Here is a 15,666-nt window from a genome sequence, read left to right as displayed (position 1 = left end):
TGAGATGATCTGAAGTGTGTAAGAAAGGCGTTAAGATCACATCAGCCTTCTTACATCACTAACCTTCTGCAATACAGGAAAAGGCGTTAAGATCACATCAGCCTTCTTACATCAGTAACCTCTATATTGCTGACACCCTCAATCCCGGAAAGGCTCTCCTCAGCAGCCTCTGTTCCGCCCTCGGCGTCACCAACAACAACCATAACATTGAGGGCCACGAGACCAAATGCTATGGGTTCCTCGTCTATTTTGTGAAGTTCTGTACCCTCAGGTATTCTTTCCTGGATCTCCTTTTTAAGGGCCTCAAGATCAACATCAGGGCTCTCAGGCATCACCTTTATGGTGGCTACTACATCTCCCATAATAATACCTCCCTAGAAAGTATTAAATTAATACTGATTTATATATTTTTCCTATGGTCCCTCGAATCCACACTTGCACCTGTAGGTATGGCCGAAGGTCCTGCACTTCTGGCACCTGTAGATCATCTCACCGCACATTGGGCATTCAAATTTCACATAGGTCTCAACCAGAGGTATCTCCTGTTTACAGGATGTGCATTCCATCTTGGTCATCTAATCACCTCTTATAACTGTACATACACATTCCGAAGCACCTGCCCTTAAAATGGACAGCACCCTGGAGGGATATTTCCCATTTACAACATAACAATCAGATTTCAGTTCAATCAGAAGTTCAGGTAGTGCTTCATCCACTGATGTCTCACCAAAAGATAGTAAGTCTTTAGCACTTATATCATTTATAAGTTTAGCATCACTGGCAGGTGGCCTCTCAGTGTATATACCATCTACATCTGTTGCTATTAAAAGTTTCGCTTTCAGCATATGGGCGATCATGAGTGAGAGGGAATCAGAGGTAACCCTCCATGAGTGTTCAGCAGGGTCAGTGTAACGCAGAAGCCCCGAAGGAAGTATAACGGGGGTTAAACCCCTCTTGATAGCTTCTCTGCAATCTGTAACAGTCCTCACAGGGACTGCGGATTCCACAAGATCTGAAATGAGCCTTCCAGTTATGTCCATACACATTATGGCTGCCTCATGATTTGCAGTATCAGAAAAACCGAATTTCCTATCATGGTATCGCACCATATCTGCAAAGGCACCCCCACCACAGACCACAGCCGCACCGGTACCCCCAAGGCTCTCAAGGAGGGCTGCGGCATGTTCTGGAAAAAGGCTTCCACCTATCTTAACAACCCACTCCATGGTAAACACCTGATTAATCTGCTGGAAGGACCTCACAGCTAAAGCAGCTTCAGATCACCTGTTATTTTATCTATCTTCTCATCATCATCGGGGCCTACCCCAAGGCAGGTTATGGTGCCGGCGGGTATCTGGGTGTGTCCCGCATCCCTCACCAGGTAGTTTGAGATTCCCGCCTCCTTAACAGCCCTGTATATCTCAAGCAGTTCATCAAGACTATTCACAGAAACAATGACCTTCTTTGAGCCTTCAAGTTCCCATTTTCTTATTTTATCCTCTTCAGTCCTTTTAAATGATCCTATGGAAGCATGACAGGCCTGGGCTGCTATTTTACCCTTCCCCATCTTCAGATCGGATCTCACTATTATGACCTGTTTCATTTTCCCACCACTGGGTTCTATCTTCCTTACCGCTAATAATGATTTCCAAGCTGAGGAAACGGGAAGCTACCAGCAACCATCTGATGCACATGTTAACCATCATGATCCTTACACAGCAACCGGTGTGTGTTAGTGTTACAGTGAAATTCTCCGAGGCTGAGTGATATAGAATCATGATATGGATGCAAAAAAGAGCTGAAAAAACGATAAATTTAAATACTATTGAGTTAAATATAGAACTGAGGTGATATTATGGCCGAATTACCCATAGCACCAGTTGGGAGAATCATAAAAAATGCCGGTGCCCAGAGAATAAGCGACGACGCAAGGGAAGCACTTGCAAAGATTCTGGAAGAAAAAGGCGAAGAAATAGCAAAAGAAGCTGTTAAACTTGCAAAGCACGCCGGCAGAAAAACTGTTAAATCATCAGACATAGAACTGGCCGCTAAAAAGTTATAGACGGTCATATATTTCTTATTTTTAATTTTTTCACATCTTTTTTCCTTCAGAGGAGATGCGTTTCCCTCATGGTTTAAGTAACCTTATTAACCGGAGAAACCATAATCATTCCAGGACTGATTTTTTTATCCCGGTATCCATGGTGATAGAATTGACCAGAATCTCAATACTCGATCATGATAGGTGTCAGCCAAAGAAATGCAACTACGTCTGCATAGAATACTGTCCAGGCGTGAGGATGGATGAGGACACAATAACAATCGACGAAAAGACAAAGAAGCCCATAATATCCGAGGAGCTGTGCTCGGGATGCGGTATATGTACAAAGAGATGTCCTTTCAATGCAATAAGTGTTATCAACCTCCCTGAGGCACTTGAAAACCCTGTGCACCGTTACGGGCAGAACCAGTTTGAACTCTTTGGGATTCCAGCAGTCACCTCCGGAGACGTTGTTGGACTAATAGGGCCCAACGGTATCGGTAAATCCACCATCGTAAGGATACTGTCCGGGGAACTGCGGCCGAACCTGGGTGACTTCCAGGACCCCCCTGGCTGGGACGAAATAATAAACCATTTCAGGGGTTCCCAGCTCCAGAATTACTTCCAGAGACTGAGTAAAGGAGAAATAAGTGTTGTCCATAAGCCCCAGATGGTAGACAGGATCCCCCGCTATGTTAAGGGGAAGGTTGAGGATCTTCTAACAGGTATAGACTCGGACAGGACCGATGAGGTCATTGAAGCCCTCGAGATACAGGAAATAATGGGCAGGGAGATTTCAAACCTCAGTGGAGGGGAGCTCCAGAGTGTGGCCATTGCAGCCGCGGCACTGAGGGAGGCAGACTTCTACTACTTCGACGAACCAACATCCTGGCTTGACGTTAGGCAGAGGCTCAATGCAGTGAAGGTAATAAGGTCCCTTGCAGAGGCAGGTAAATCTGTCATGGTGATAGAGCATGACATGGCCGCCCTCGATGCAATGTCAGACTACGTCCATATCCTCTATGGTAAACCCGGTGCCTACGGGGTCGTATCCAACAGGAGGGGTGTGCGTGTCGGTATCAACACATACATAAGGGGCTTCCTAAGGGAGGAGAACGTCAGATTCCGTAAACATGAGATAGAATTCAAGGTGAAACCCCCAAGGGTCGGGGAGGAGGGTGACATACTTGCAGAGTACACAGCCCTCAGCAGGGCATACCCTGAATTTAAACTTGATGTGGATGAGGGCACCATTTACCTCAATGAGGTGATCACGGCCTTCGGACCCAACGGTATAGGTAAAACAACCTTCGCCAAGATCCTTGCAGGTGTTGAAAAACCAGATGAGGGGAAGGTTAAAAAGAAGATAAAGATATCCTACAAGCCACAGTACCTCTCATCAGACTACACAGGAACCGTTGAGGAATTTCTCTATGCAAACGCCCCATCATATGGTTCAAATCTCTTCAAAAGCGAGATCATGAGGCCCTTCAACCTGGAGGAGATACTTGATAAACCTGTGAGTGGGCTGAGTGGTGGTGAGCTGCAGCGCCTTGCTGTTGCGGTTGCACTCTCCAGAGAAGCTGATCTCTATGTTCTTGACGAACCGACAGCCTTCCTTGACGTTGAACAGCGCCTGATGGCTGCCAAGGCCATAAGGAGGATCATTGAGGGGAGTAATTCCTCTGCAATGATCATAGACCATGATATAATATTCATTGACTATGTATCAGACAGGGCCATGGTCTTCAGTGGAATGCCAGGAGTGGAGGGACATGCCTCAGCTCCCACAGAGCTCAGGGAGGCCATGAACGCCTTCCTCGGGGAGGTGGGCATAACCTTCCGGAGGGACAAGGAGACGAGAAGGCCAAGGGTCAACAAGCCTGGAAGTTTCCTTGACAGGGAGCAGAAGGAACTTGGTGAGTATTACTATCTGAAAACAGAATAAACAGCGACTTAGGGGCCCTGGAGCGGTCCCTCACAACTCCTTTTTTAAAACCGGTCTGAAAACAGGATATTTTTAGAGGGTCTCATCGATTAATCACCCCCTGAACGCCAGCAATCTGGATATCCCTGTGAATAGCTGTTGAAGAGAATATTCCAAAGATCAGTGGATGCATATTAGTCAAAGACATCTGTCTTTATTAAATTCTAAAGGCCTGAAAAAAGAAAAGGGTTATCAGGATGGTCTCAGGAATTCCATGACATCCACAAAGTTCTCAGCGAATATCTCGACCTGCTCTCTTGGTATTGAGAAGCTGAGGCGTATGTACCTATCACCAAATATCTTGCTGGTGTAGGCGCCCTGCCTCACGAAGATCTTCCGCTTAAGCAGGTAGTCTGTAAGGTCAACGGGGTTAACCCCTGTTTCATATATGTCGATGGCCATCATGTTACCATTTGATGGATAAACCGGGAGGAAGGCTCCTTCCACCTCATCGACGGCAGCCTTAATGATCTTCTGATTACCGAGGGTCTCATTACGTATCCTTTCAACCCATTTAGCCTTTGATTTGAGGGCTGCAATTGCACCTGCCTGTGAGACAACATTTGTACCGAGATCATTTATGACTATACCCTTGACGGATTCAACGATATCGGATGTTGCAACAATTGCACCTATCCTCAGACCTGCCATTCCACATATCTTGGAGAAGCTGTAGACAGTAACCGTGTGCTCGGGTGCATATTCTGCTGCGAGGTGGTGCTCCCTTGCAAAGTCCCTGTAGGTTATATCGTGGAGTAGATAAACGTCATGGTCCACAGCTATGTCAGCGAATGCCTTTATCTCATCCCTTGTATATGATGAACCCAGCGGGTTCAGGGGATCTATGAGTGATATGAGACGGGTGTCGCGGTCCATGTTTTCAAGTACAAGGTCTGGTGTTAACTTGTAGTCACATTCACTGCTGTATATGGGGACCGATTTTACGCTGCATGCAAATCTGCTTGCGAAATTGTCAATTATCAGGTAGCCCGGGTCACAGGTTATGGCATTATCCTCGGGTTCAAGTATATCGTTCATGCACAGGTAGAGTGACTCAGTACCCCCTGCAGTTATCAGAGCCTCAAAGTCATCACCAAGGCCCAGATCCTTCAGTACAAGTTCCTTAAGCTCAGGAAAGCCTTCAGGTGGTGGATACTTGCAGTAGCTGCCCTCATTTATGCATTCAATCATGGCTTCCGCTATTTCAGAGTGATCATGAAGATGGTTGGTGTTCTGACCCATCCATATCATTTCTTTGTCCTTAAAGACGTAGTTAAAAAACTCATTTGAAGTTTTAAAGCCATTTGGTGGCACTTTTGCAGCTTTAGCATATTTTTTAGGAGAAATCATTTTATCACATCAGCACAGGAGTATCCATGCGAAAGAGAAGAAGGCTTCTCTTACCTACCCGAGGCTGAACCTCAATTAAACTCCACTTTAGGGTTTCTTATACCATATTAAACAAACCTCTTAATAAACTTTGTTTACCAGAGGAGCCATTGTAATAAAATCAGACCATATTGTCCTACAGCTGGCTGAAAATAGTCCCGTCATGGTTCATAGAATGCCATCAGCAACAATCCTGAACCCCACACGGGAACCCTCCAGACGATTCCTGTGCCTCCTGAGAACAGCGAATCTCTCACCAGGTCTCTCACCCATCTCAAGCTCGACCATGACCTTGGACCAGTAACGGAGGAGGGTGCCGCCAACAGGACTCACATATTCCCTTCCATCGTCCCCTGTAATGGAATATATCTGGTTGGTTATGACAGCTGCAAGGTCAAACCTTCTGGCCATCTGTAGAAGGAGGAACATCTGCCTTCCAAGGTCAAGGTTAAAGCTGGATGCATTGCCCTCCTTCAATCTGTAGAGGGCGACCGCAGAGTCAAGGACCACCAGGTCAGTTGAGTCCCCATGTGTTTTGAGGAATGAAAATGTCCTCTGAAGTGCCTCACCCTGCTCTGTAAAGCTTGAGGGTTCAAATACTATGATGCTATCTGCAACCCTGTCGAATATATCACCTGAGACCTGTCTTATTCTCTCAACAGAAAGACCGCCCTCTGTATCAATGAAAACCGTGTTTTTACCCCTCCTTGCAGTTTCAACCGCGAGTTTGATGGTTATGTTGGTCTTACCTGAGCCGGGGGGTCCATAGAACTGTGTTATGGTTCTTCTTTCAACACCCCCTCCCAGTATCCTGTCGATGGAGGACTCCGTGGGTATCCTCCGGTTTTCACCCATATCCCTTAATTTCTTCATACATCTCCAGCCCCTCTCAGGAGTACAGGGTCAACAGGACCCTTACCCCTCCTCAGAACCCTTGGAGGGTTTACTGTGAGGTCAATCACAGTGGATGGCTCCATGTCCAGGCAGTCCCCTGCATCAAGCACCAGGTCCACAGCATCCAGGTCCCTGACAATCTCCTCAAGCCTTGGTGAGGGCGGTTTACCTGATATATTTGCACTGGTGGCTGTCACCGGAAACCTTGCTGCGATACGTCTGCATATCTCATCGTCCGGGACCCTTATCCCCACCCTCGACGATCCCCCTGTTATCACATCGGGGATGAGCTCATTCCTCTCAAGGACCACCGTGTAGGGACCCGGGAGTATCCTCTCCATTAACTCCATCGCATCCCCTGATGGCCTTGAAAATCTGGGAATCTCATCAACACGGGATACACATATCGATACCGGTTTATGGGGGGACCTCCCCTTGACCCTGAAGAGCCTTCTTACCGCGTCCTCATCCAGTGCATTAACTCCGAGGCCATATATTGTGTCTGTGGGGTATATAACGATCCCGCCCCCCTCCATCACAGATATTGCCTCCTCCAGAACGTCAGGGGAGGGATTCTTCCTTGTAATTTTTCTGATAAGCATCGGAACACCTTACATCAACCACTACAACCACGAAAACCGGCAGGGTGATCATTGCAAACCTTTATGTCAACCACCACACCACGAAAACCGGCACACCTAATCATATATATCTGTGCCAGATATAAATGAGTCCATGTTAAACCAGTTCAGACCGGTGATCCGGAGATTCATTGACCCCATTGCAGATAGAATTGCCCTGCCAGCAGATTACATAACACTGACGGGTTTCCTGGTTGCATGTGCTGCCAGCGCAGGATATGCATCTGGAAGCCTGATCACTGGAGCGGCCCTGCTCGCAGCAAGTGGATTCATAGATGTGCTTGACGGGGCCGTGGCAAGGAGAAGATTCAGGCCCACAGCCTTCGGTGGTTTCCTTGACTCTACCCTTGACAGACTCTCCGATGGTATAATCATCATCGGGATAACGGCGGGGGGATTCACGGGACTGCTAACCGGGCTCCTCGCACTCCATTCCGGACTCATGGTGAGCTATGTGAGGGCCCGTGCGGAATCTCTGGGCATTGAATGCGCTGTTGGAATCGCTGAAAGGGCTGAGAGAATCATTATAATCCTTGCAGGGTCCCTTGCAGGGTACCTTATCCATCCGTGGTTCATGGACGCTGCGATTATTGTGCTCGCAGCTCTCGGTTACTTTACCATGATCCAGAGGATGATCTACGTGTGGCAAAGGCTGAAGTAATGGAGGGGTGTTTCAATGGACTGCAGGGAACGTATAGAAAAGGATCTTGAACTTCTTGAGAAAAATTTAATGGAAATGAAATCCATAAAATTGAGTGATGATGAGGAGGCTGTCGTTGAGAGGGCTCTGAACTACAGGGATGACTCGGTCTACTACCTTGAGAAGGGGGACCACATCACATCATTCGGCTGCATAACCTATGCCCATGGCCTTCTCGACAGCCTCAGGATGCTTCACGGGATAATATGATGGGATAAAATGAAATTTTTCCTGAAGGAAAGTAAAGTGGAAAAGCATGGGCGTCAGCACCTTGAAAAGGTCATGGAATGCTACCTGAAGTTCGAGGAACTGATGGAGGCATTCTACAGGGGGGACTGCAGGCTGGTCTCCGAACTCACAAAGGAGATAGCCATAAAGGAACATGAGGCGGATGAGATAAGGAGAAAGATGGAACTTGAATTCTATGAGGGTGCCTTCCTCCCATTTGACAGGGAGGACCGTATAATGCTCGTTGAAAGCATAGACAAGGTTGCGGATGTTATCGAATCAGCGGCCTTCACGGTGTCTCTCGGTAAGGTCGCATTCCCTGCTGAGTTCAGGGATGACTTCAGGGCTATGATGAAGGTTACAGGAAAGACCATCAGGGCCCTCCATGAGTGTGTTGAATCCCTTGAAACTGATCTGGGGGAGGCCATGAGGAAGGTTCATGAAATCGAAAGGTTTGAGGATGAGGCCGATATAATTGAGAGGAAGATCATAACTGGCCTGTATTCCGCCTACCGCCAGGACAGGATAGGTGTTGTCAAGTTCCTGGACATGAAGGAGATAACCCGTAAGGTTGCAAACATTTCAGACAGGGCTGAGGATGCCTCCGACCGTGCCCTCATAATAATCGCCAAGAGAAGAGGTTAATGTCCCTTGAAATGGCTGCCGAGGATCTGCGCTACCTCCTTAACAGGGGCTACCGTAAGCGTGTGGCCCTGAACTTCGTTGCGAACCACTATCTTCTTGGAAGGGAGGAGCGAAATTACCTTGCCAGGTGCGTCTTCTCAGATGAAACCGTGGCAAGGAGAAGATCCCGCAGGGTGAACCGAAACTCCCTCCGTGGCTCCTCTGTTTTTATTGATGGGTACAATGTGCTCATAGGTACGGAAAGCCTTCTCACAGATCAGTTTTTCCTGGCTCAGGATGGTTTCCTGAGGGATACAAGGGGCGTCTCCGGCAGTTACAGGATGGGTGACAGCACCCTGAGGGCACTGGATCTTATAATTGACTTCCTTGCTGATTCAGGAGTGGGGAGGGCCATATTCTATTTTGACAGGAATGTGAGTCACAGCGGGAGGCTCAGGGGATTGGTTGAGGACCTGATGAAGTCCAGGGGTATTGAAGGCTGCGCCGTGCTCTCAGACTGTGTGGACAGGAGGCTCAGGGAATCTGATGGCATTGTTGCAACAGCGGATGGTGCTGTGGTTGATTCTGTTGAGAGAGTTGTTGACATACCCCAGGAGATAATGAAGGAGAGAAAAAGAATTAAAGGTTAGGAGATCCTGAATTCCTGAAAATGGAATGAAATCTTAGGGAAAGATCATTCCATATCCTCAAACCTGTCGCCGAGTTTTTCAAGCACACCTGGTAGTGAGGTGTACTCCATCTCATCTGATGGGAGCCTGTGTGGCTCAAATGGACCGTGCCTCCTCATATACTCCGCAACCTCAGAGGCGAGCTGCCTTGAGCGGTCAAAGGATGGATCATCAAACATGTCAACGGGTCCGACAAGCTTGCAATCAGCTACCTGGAATCCTAGGGCTATGACCCTTGGTGGTCCATCGAATCTCACGGGTGTTGCATCCCTCTGGGCTACAGGCATCAGTGGTCCGTTGTGGGATCCCCTCATCCATCCGCCGACGAGGTGGGGGAATGCGAAGGGCTCAACGACCTCACCTGCTGCAGGGAATCCGGACTGTGCCCTGACTATTGCGACCGGGTCGTCCTTACCTATGTATTTACCTGCCATGAGGTTCAGCCTCTCTGTACTCACTGATGCCGCAATTTCACCATCGTCCCTTCTGTGTATCCGCTTAATGACGTAGCGGCTGATTGAACCTAGAAGCGCCAGGAGGTCGTACATCTCATCGGGACATGCCATTGTAACCTTTTTGTGTTCGACGACGTCAAAGACCTCAAATTCGTATCCATTGTGGAGTGATGGGTCGATCACAAGACCTGCTGTGTTGAATGGATCAGCGAACATTCTGAATAGTGGGAGGTTAAAGGCACCCGGTTCTGTTTTGTCGCAGCAGAAGATTATAACAGGGTCGCTTGGCCTCTCCTTGAACTCCATCTCGGCACAGCCGGGACCCATACCCTTTATGTTACCTGAGAAGGTATCTGAAAGGAGATCCTGTCCAGCCCCATACAATTTTAAACCTCTTGCAACATCTGTCGCTTCCCTGAAAGCATTCCAGGCTGTCTGGTGGACCTCCTCGTTTTCTTCACCGTTTCTGTGGGTCATGATGAGGTCTATGTCGTCCCCACAGTTGGTTATATAGTAATCCTCAAGGATTCCTGTCTCCTTTGCGCCGGCCAGTATCTCGTCGCATTTCTTCTTTAAAGCTTCATGGGCAACTGCATGACCGGCTACACTTCCAACGTCTGCTTTAATTACACTAATGGTTGTTTTCATGTATTACACCTCCAGAAGATAGTGAGTTGATGAAATGGACCTTATATAAAATGTGGATCTGATTATTTAAAAAGTTATCCACCCACCCCTACTACGTGGATCAGCTGAATATCCTCGTCTTTGAGCCCTTCCTGAAGATCTCCGCAACTTCTTCCTTAACATTGATCTTCTCAGATGCCTCCATGACTGCCTCTGGAGGCGAGGCTGTTGATGGGTGGGCCGGCACGGCGCTACAACCCCCATCCGGTATCACGGAGATATCGTAGGTGCCTATCCTCTTTGCAAGGTTCTCTATCTCCACCTTATCCATGCCTATCAGGGGGCTCAGAATGGGAATATTCACACCCATCCTCGTGGCAAGGATGTTCGGGAGGGTCTGGGATGCCACCTGGCCAAGGCTGCTCCCATCGACTATTGCAAGGGCCCCCTCCTCCTCTGCAACCATCTCTGCAAGATGGTACATCCCGAATTTGCAGAGCACGCAGGTCATCTTCTCGGGAGCCCCTCCACGACACCTTTCAAGATATCTTCCATAACTGAAGGTCCTCAGTTTGAATTCAACACCTGCAGAGTATTCTGCGAGCTTTGCAGCGATCTTTTCAACCTTCTCCTCTGCTTCCTCACCTGTGAAGGGCGCATTGTCCATATGGACCGCCACTACCTGACATCCCCTCTTCATCATCAGGTAGGTGGCCACCGGCGAGTCAATGCCCCCTGATAGGAGTGCCACAACCTTTCCCTGAGTCCCTGCAGGAAGACCCCCTGGTCCTGGTATTACCCTGTGGTAGATGTAGGTCTCATCCTCCCTTATCTCGAGGTGAATCTCCAGGTCAGGGTTTCCAAGGTCAACCGGAGCACCGATCTCCCCCACAACAACTGAACCAGCAAATGCCGCCATCTCCTGGCTCGTGAAATCATGCTCACCAACCCTCCGGCACCTTATGGCGAAGGGTGTTCTGCTGGTGAGGAGACCCTCAGATCTCAGCTCATGGATGTATTCCCTCAGTGCATCCTCTATGCTATCAAAACCCGTCTCAGCTGTTACAGCCGGAGAAAATGACACAATACCAAATATCTTTGAGAGTCTATCAAGGGCTTCATCCATGTCTTCAGGAAAAATGAATATCCTTCCATGTCTGAGCTCTGCTCTGCAGCTGAAGGCCGACTTTATGTTATGGAGAAGTTTTCCTTCGAATCTTCTCCTCACTGAGGGGCCCTTGATGGCGACCTCACCGTAGCGTGCAAGTATAACATCATAATCAAGAATCATAACACCCCCATCATCTGTACCTCATCCAAAACCATCCGCTCATCCCATGAGGAAATCCCCGTTTTCTATGAGCTTTTTGAGTTCCAGGGATAGTTCGCGGGCCCTTAACCTGTCGGACTGTCTGCATATGATGGGCACTGCCATTTCACCGATCCTGACTGTCCCGGTATCCATCTCATATGCTCCTGAAGGACAGGACCATGCGCATACTCCACAGCCAAAACACCTGTCAAGGTCCAGGCCGTTATCGATGGCATGTGTGGGGCACCTCCTGGCTGCAAGGCAGACCGCGCAGTCTGTGCACCTCTCCGGGTGGTGGACAGGTCTCACGTCACCACTCCAAACATCCTCATAGGTTATCTCAGTTATAACCCTTGAACGATCCCTTACATCAGCAACAGGAAGTTTTATATCTGAATTAAGTACCATGAGGTTCTCAAGAACCCTTTCTGATGTTACCGGTACTGGAACCGCCACTGTGTTAAATATCTCTGGACCTGCTGCTGTCCGGAATCCTCCGATGTAACGGGGTTTCATGTCGTGGAGGTCGCCGCTGATCATGAGGTTCGGCTTTATGGGGCTACTCCTTGTACCCTCTCCCAGTACTATGGCCCTGGCCCCGTTCAGAAGCACCCCGGTACCCTGATGGACGGTCTCCATTGATGGATCGTTTTCAAGGGGGTTGATGTCACCGCAGCCAGAGAAGGAAAGACCGCCGCAATTTTCTGGCATTTCAAATGCATTGAATATGGATTTCACTGGTGTTTCTCCTGGATTAACAAGGGCTGTGTAATTCCTGAAGGCCATGCGTGTACCAACTATCCTGGCTGTTTCAATATCATCCATGGTGACCGTTGACTCAACCACCCTGCCCTCCACAGACGTGACCCTGACCTCGACCTCAGATCCCAGGAGTAGGTCCCTGAACAGAAAACCTCCCCCATAGTCAGGGTCCTCCCTGCTGTGACCGGTCCCGTAAATGAAGAGGTCGACCGACCCGAGGTTCTCATTTGGGCATGGGCCAGGATAGGCAGGTATTCCGTTCAGCTCAACACTGGCTGCCTTGCGGAAGGAGCCCGGCTCTGACACTCTAAGGTGCATGACCGCTGCTGTGCCTGACATGACACCACAGGTGGCGGTGGTTACCACGTCAACCTCATCAGCTGATGGGACGTCACCATCACGGACCATGTCCTTTATCTCATCTGCTGTGAAGACAGCTGCATCCCCTTCAAGTATTCTCTCGTTTATCTCAGAGACGTGCCTGTCCAAATTAAACCCCCTACAGTCACAGTGAACCCGCCAGTTCCTCGGACGGTCCGGCCACAATGACATCAGTTCCTCACAGTACTGAGTGCAGCTCTCGCCTCCTCAAGGGCCTCATCCACTTTATCGGTCGCGGGCCCTGCTCCCTGTGCAAGGTGAGGTCTGCCTCCACCTCCACCTCCAAGCACGGCTGCAGCCTGTGATATGACCTCGTTGATCCTCAAACCTGCCTTTACAGCATCTTCAGATGCTGCTCCGACGATTTTGCCTTCAGGGTTCGCCAGGACAACGGCGTCGACTGTGGCTGATAGTTCAAGGGCCATGTTCTTCATCTCATCCATATCTGCATCGACGGTGTCGATTATCACCGTTAGGTCATTGATCCTCTCAGCCCTATCCTTCATCTCAAGGATCTTCAGTGACGCGACCTTCTCCTTGAGGCGTGAGACCTCATTTCTGAGGGCCTTCCACTCTGTGAAGAACCTTTCACAGGTCCCTGGAAGCTGTGATGGTGTGACCTTGAATATGTCTGAGCTCTCCCTCAGGATGTCCCCTGTCTTCTGCATGAGCTCAATGGCTGCTGATCCGGCAGAGAACTCTATCCTCTCAACTCCATCCTGTATGCGTTCTGTTCTGTTTATCCTGATGAGTCCGATGTCCCCTGTCCTGTGGACATGGGTACCTGCACAGGCCTGGACATCCACACCTGGAATCTCAACCACCCTTATCCTGGAGCCGGGTACAACTCCGCCCTGGTACAGTATGAATCCATACTTCCTCTCTGCAAGGTCCCTGTCCATCCACCTGACCTTCAGGGGTACGTTCATCATGACATACTCATTTGCAAGTCTCTCTATCTCCTGGAGCTCTTCCAGTGTTATTCTTCTGTAGTGGGACAGGTCTAGGCGTGAACTTTTAACTCCCTTCTGGGCCCCTGCCTGCCATATGTGGTCTCCCAGGACCTTTCTTGCCGCTGAAACTATGAGGTGGGTTGCTGTATGGTTTCTTGTGAGCTGAAGCCTTCTATCTGAATCAATAAATCCCCTGATGGTTGTTCCAGGTTCTATGCAGATTTCATCGTCTGTTCTGTGAACAACAACGGCACCTATCTTCTCTGCATGTTTTATTCTGAGTCTGCAGCCTTCAGCTGTAATGTATCCCGTATCTGAGGGCTGACCACCTCCCTCAGGGTAGAAGAGTGTTCTGTCGAGTATCAGACCATTCTCATGTATGCCTATGACCTCTGCCTGGAATTCCAGGCCATCAGGTTCATCATAGAATAGAAGCTCTGTTGCCGGGTAGTCCAGGTGTACATCCTCCTCCGGCATCTCGGTTTCTGTTTCATTCCTCTCTGCTACGAGGGTGTAGAAGTTGTCTGGAATTTTAACCTGAAAACCGGATTCCTCTGCTATCTCACCGATGGTCTCAGGGGGGATTCCATGGGAGTCATATAGTTTTATGAGGATTTCCAGGGGCATCTCTGCTTTTCCATCCCTTTTAAGGTATTTTATTGTCTTCTCAACAATCCTGCGGCCCCTCTTCACTGTCCTTGCATAGCGGTGTTCCTCGAGGTCGATGATGTTCAGTATGTGCTCATGATGACTCCTTATCTCAGGGTAGTGGCCCTCAAGGAACTCCACCTGGATGTTCATTATATCCTTAAGTGACTCCTTCATACCAAGGTCCTTCATGAGCCTCAGGGTCCTCCTGATTATGAGCCTTGCAAGGTATCCCTCCTTCACGTTTGAGGGTATGACCCCGTCTGCAAGCATGAATGCGAGGCACCTTGTATGGTCGGCTATGGCGTAAACTGATTCCATTGGGGCGGCTGCACGTTCCAGTTCCTCCACTGAGATGCCAAGTTTATCCGCTACCCTCTTCCTGAGTTCCCTTAAATCGGCGTAGGTCTCTATGTCCATCATTCCGGCCACTTGGGCGTTCTCTGCAAGTATCTCCTCATCGATCTTCACGCCTGTCAGTTCGACCAGTTTCTCGATTACCGGGCCAAGGCAGGCATCGTAGGCTGTTGGTGTCCCCTGTGATATCCAGGCGAACCTTTCAAGGCCATAGCCTGTGTCAACTATCTTGAGGGGGATCTCCTCCCTGCCACCATCAGGGAGGGTGCGGTACTGTATGAAGACGAGGGTTGCAAGTTCAACGCCCCTGACGCATACCTCATAGCAGGGCCCCTCGTTTCCACCTCCCTGCCACCAGGACTCTATGAATGTTATCTCAGATGGATCAATACCTATATGTGTTAAAAAGTCATGACAGTACTTTATGGTTTCTTCTTCCCAGTAGACAGTGTTATCCTCAGAATTGAATGCATGATGACCCCCCATTGTGAAGCATGTGAGATGTCTTCCTGTTCTTCCAACATTATCAACGTCATTGAGTCTTATTGATGGCTGCGCAACCACGAGGGGGTTTGCAGGGGGTTTCACCAGGCCAGATGTGACCCATGGTTGAAAGTTGTATATTGATGCCCCGACAAGGAATACGTCGTCCCGCCAGCGTTTTGCAAGTACCGGGTACCTCCTGATGGGTTCATGGCCCCTTTCGGCGAAGAACTCCATGAATTTATCCTGTATCTCATAGAGGTCATAGCTCCTGTCTGTGGCAGGGTTACCGATGAACCCGTATTCATCACAGGGGGCGTCTCCACATGTTGCACGTTCCTTCATAGACCAGAAGGTGTTTCCACAGGACCTGCATTCATACTTTCTGTATCCAAGTTTTTCAAGCTGATGGGACATGGTAATCATTGAAAACAGTTTTTATAAATAGAATCAGAATTAAGAAAAATAAATTTTTTGCCATTACAGAGTGGCAGA

Annotated in this window: 17 protein-coding genes; 6 read left to right on the top strand and 11 right to left on the bottom strand. The window is 48.9% G+C overall.

The window, feature by feature from the left end:
• Positions 1-92: 92 nt before the first annotated feature.
• From MTCT_RS07925 to pth2, 4 genes are read right to left on the bottom strand one after another with little or no spacing between them, the layout of a single operon-like run.
• Entirely contained in the window at positions 93-362 is a 270-nt protein-coding gene (locus MTCT_RS07925; protein WP_010877307.1) for an elongation factor 1-beta, read from the bottom strand.
• A 51-nt stretch (positions 363-413) separates the two neighbouring features.
• Entirely contained in the window at positions 414-575 is a 162-nt protein-coding gene (locus MTCT_RS07920; protein ID WP_010877306.1) for a zinc finger domain-containing protein, read from the bottom strand.
• Positions 576-1,226 carry a delta 1-pyrroline-5-carboxylate synthetase gene (locus MTCT_RS07915; RefSeq protein ID WP_048176233.1) on the bottom strand — a complete coding sequence of 217 codons (651 nt, stop codon included), beginning with the start codon at positions 1,224-1,226 and terminating at the stop codon, positions 576-578.
• A gap of 38 nt (positions 1,227-1,264) precedes the next feature.
• The gene (gene pth2 / locus MTCT_RS07910; protein ID WP_048176232.1) at positions 1,265-1,603 is read right to left on the bottom strand and encodes an aminoacyl-tRNA hydrolase; all 339 of its coding nucleotides are present in this window, start codon (positions 1,601-1,603) and stop codon (positions 1,265-1,267) included.
• Positions 1,604-1,855: 252 nt separating this feature from the next.
• Here pth2 and hmtA2 point away from each other — a divergent pair, with 252 nt between their 5' ends.
• Complete coding sequence (hmtA2, locus tag MTCT_RS07905; RefSeq protein ID WP_048176230.1) at positions 1,856-2,062, top strand: histone HmtA2; 207 nt, start codon at positions 1,856-1,858, stop codon at positions 2,060-2,062.
• A 151-nt stretch (positions 2,063-2,213) separates the two neighbouring features.
• A complete protein-coding gene (locus tag MTCT_RS07900) occupies positions 2,214-3,989 on the top strand; it encodes a ribosome biogenesis/translation initiation ATPase RLI (RefSeq protein WP_048176228.1) in 1,776 nt (591 codons plus the stop codon).
• A 231-nt stretch (positions 3,990-4,220) separates the two neighbouring features.
• Here MTCT_RS07900 and MTCT_RS07895 read toward each other — a convergent pair whose 3' ends face one another.
• The 3 genes from MTCT_RS07895 to MTCT_RS07885 form a co-directional block, all read right to left on the bottom strand.
• Positions 4,221-5,378 (bottom strand): pyridoxal phosphate-dependent aminotransferase, encoded by a 1,158-nt coding sequence (locus MTCT_RS07895; RefSeq protein ID WP_048176227.1) that lies wholly within the window; start codon positions 5,376-5,378, stop codon positions 4,221-4,223.
• A 207-nt stretch (positions 5,379-5,585) separates the two neighbouring features.
• Complete coding sequence (radB, locus tag MTCT_RS07890; protein ID WP_010877300.1) at positions 5,586-6,290, bottom strand: DNA repair and recombination protein RadB; 705 nt, start codon at positions 6,288-6,290, stop codon at positions 5,586-5,588.
• Positions 6,287-6,913 (bottom strand): L-threonylcarbamoyladenylate synthase, encoded by a 627-nt coding sequence (locus MTCT_RS07885; RefSeq protein ID WP_048176225.1) that lies wholly within the window; start codon positions 6,911-6,913, stop codon positions 6,287-6,289. Before MTCT_RS07885 ends, radB begins: the two co-directional genes overlap by 4 nt.
• Positions 6,914-7,046: 133 nt before the next feature.
• On the opposite strand from MTCT_RS07885, the gene pgsA reads away from it, so the two are divergent.
• The 4 genes from pgsA to MTCT_RS07865 are packed head-to-tail and all read left to right on the top strand — an operon-like array spanning position 7,047 to position 9,154.
• Entirely contained in the window at positions 7,047-7,613 is a 567-nt protein-coding gene (gene pgsA, locus MTCT_RS07880; protein WP_048061121.1) for an archaetidylinositol phosphate synthase, read from the top strand.
• A 15-nt stretch (positions 7,614-7,628) separates the two neighbouring features.
• Positions 7,629-7,862, top strand: a complete 234-nt coding sequence (locus MTCT_RS07875; protein ID WP_048176223.1) for a DUF357 domain-containing protein — start codon at positions 7,629-7,631, stop codon at positions 7,860-7,862.
• A gap of 9 nt (positions 7,863-7,871) precedes the next feature.
• Positions 7,872-8,525: a TIGR00153 family protein gene (locus MTCT_RS07870; protein WP_010877296.1), complete on the top strand. Its 654-nt coding sequence runs from the start codon at positions 7,872-7,874 to the stop codon at positions 8,523-8,525.
• Entirely contained in the window at positions 8,525-9,154 is a 630-nt protein-coding gene (locus MTCT_RS07865; RefSeq protein WP_048176222.1) for a DUF434 domain-containing protein, read from the top strand. Before MTCT_RS07870 ends, MTCT_RS07865 begins: the two co-directional genes overlap by 1 nt.
• 44 nt (positions 9,155-9,198) lie before the next feature.
• On the opposite strand, the gene fbp is transcribed toward MTCT_RS07865, so the two are convergent.
• The 4 genes from fbp to alaS all read right to left on the bottom strand — a co-directional run bounded on the left by fbp (position 9,199) and on the right by alaS (position 15,597).
• Entirely contained in the window at positions 9,199-10,296 is a 1,098-nt protein-coding gene (gene fbp, locus MTCT_RS07860) for a fructose-1,6-bisphosphate aldolase/phosphatase (RefSeq protein ID WP_010877293.1), read from the bottom strand.
• A 100-nt stretch (positions 10,297-10,396) separates the two neighbouring features.
• Entirely contained in the window at positions 10,397-11,566 is a 1,170-nt protein-coding gene (gene thiI / locus MTCT_RS07855) for a tRNA uracil 4-sulfurtransferase ThiI (protein ID WP_048176219.1), read from the bottom strand.
• Positions 11,567-11,605: 39 nt separating this feature from the next.
• On the bottom strand, positions 11,606-12,901 hold the full coding sequence (locus MTCT_RS07850) for a methanogenesis marker 16 metalloprotein (protein ID WP_084126303.1): 1,296 nt from the start codon (positions 12,899-12,901) through the stop codon (positions 11,606-11,608).
• Positions 12,901-15,597 (bottom strand): alanine--tRNA ligase, encoded by a 2,697-nt coding sequence (gene alaS, locus MTCT_RS07845; protein ID WP_048176215.1) that lies wholly within the window; start codon positions 15,595-15,597, stop codon positions 12,901-12,903. Before alaS ends, MTCT_RS07850 begins: the two co-directional genes overlap by 1 nt.
• Positions 15,598-15,666 lie beyond the last annotated feature (69 nt).

The organism is Methanothermobacter sp. CaT2 (assembly GCF_000828575.1).
Taxonomy (GTDB): Archaea; Methanobacteriota; Methanobacteria; order Methanobacteriales; family Methanothermobacteraceae; genus Methanothermobacter.
This window is presented reverse-complemented; position numbering and strand designations above follow the sequence as displayed.

Bases quoted from the DNA above. Each gene is read 5' to 3' on its own strand.
- MTCT_RS07865 (WP_048176222.1), top strand. From the start codon at position 8,525: ATGTCCCTTGAAATGGCTGCCGAGGATCTGCGCTACCTCCTTAACAGG.
- pgsA (WP_048061121.1), top strand. From the start codon at position 7,047: ATGTTAAACCAGTTCAGACCGGTGATCCGGAGATTCATTGACCCCATT.
- MTCT_RS07870 (WP_010877296.1), top strand. From the start codon at position 7,872: ATGAAATTTTTCCTGAAGGAAAGTAAAGTGGAAAAGCATGGGCGTCAG.
- MTCT_RS07915 (WP_048176233.1), bottom strand. From the start codon at position 1,226: ATGGAGTGGGTTGTTAAGATAGGTGGAAGCCTTTTTCCAGAACATGCC.
- fbp (WP_010877293.1), bottom strand. From the start codon at position 10,296: ATGAAAACAACCATTAGTGTAATTAAAGCAGACGTTGGAAGTGTAGCC.
- MTCT_RS07850 (WP_084126303.1), bottom strand. From the start codon at position 12,901: ATGTCATTGTGGCCGGACCGTCCGAGGAACTGGCGGGTTCACTGTGAC.
- MTCT_RS07920 (WP_010877306.1), bottom strand. From the start codon at position 575: ATGACCAAGATGGAATGCACATCCTGTAAACAGGAGATACCTCTGGTT.
- radB (WP_010877300.1), bottom strand. From the start codon at position 6,290: ATGAAGAAATTAAGGGATATGGGTGAAAACCGGAGGATACCCACGGAG.
- MTCT_RS07875 (WP_048176223.1), top strand. From the start codon at position 7,629: ATGGACTGCAGGGAACGTATAGAAAAGGATCTTGAACTTCTTGAGAAA.
- pth2 (WP_048176232.1), bottom strand. From the start codon at position 1,603: ATGAAACAGGTCATAATAGTGAGATCCGATCTGAAGATGGGGAAGGGT.
- alaS (WP_048176215.1), bottom strand. From the start codon at position 15,597: ATGATTACCATGTCCCATCAGCTTGAAAAACTTGGATACAGAAAGTAT.
- thiI (WP_048176219.1), bottom strand. From the start codon at position 11,566: ATGATTCTTGATTATGATGTTATACTTGCACGCTACGGTGAGGTCGCC.
- MTCT_RS07925 (WP_010877307.1), bottom strand. From the start codon at position 362: ATGGGAGATGTAGTAGCCACCATAAAGGTGATGCCTGAGAGCCCTGAT.
- MTCT_RS07895 (WP_048176227.1), bottom strand. From the start codon at position 5,378: ATGATTTCTCCTAAAAAATATGCTAAAGCTGCAAAAGTGCCACCAAAT.
- hmtA2 (WP_048176230.1), top strand. From the start codon at position 1,856: ATGGCCGAATTACCCATAGCACCAGTTGGGAGAATCATAAAAAATGCC.
- MTCT_RS07885 (WP_048176225.1), bottom strand. From the start codon at position 6,913: ATGCTTATCAGAAAAATTACAAGGAAGAATCCCTCCCCTGACGTTCTG.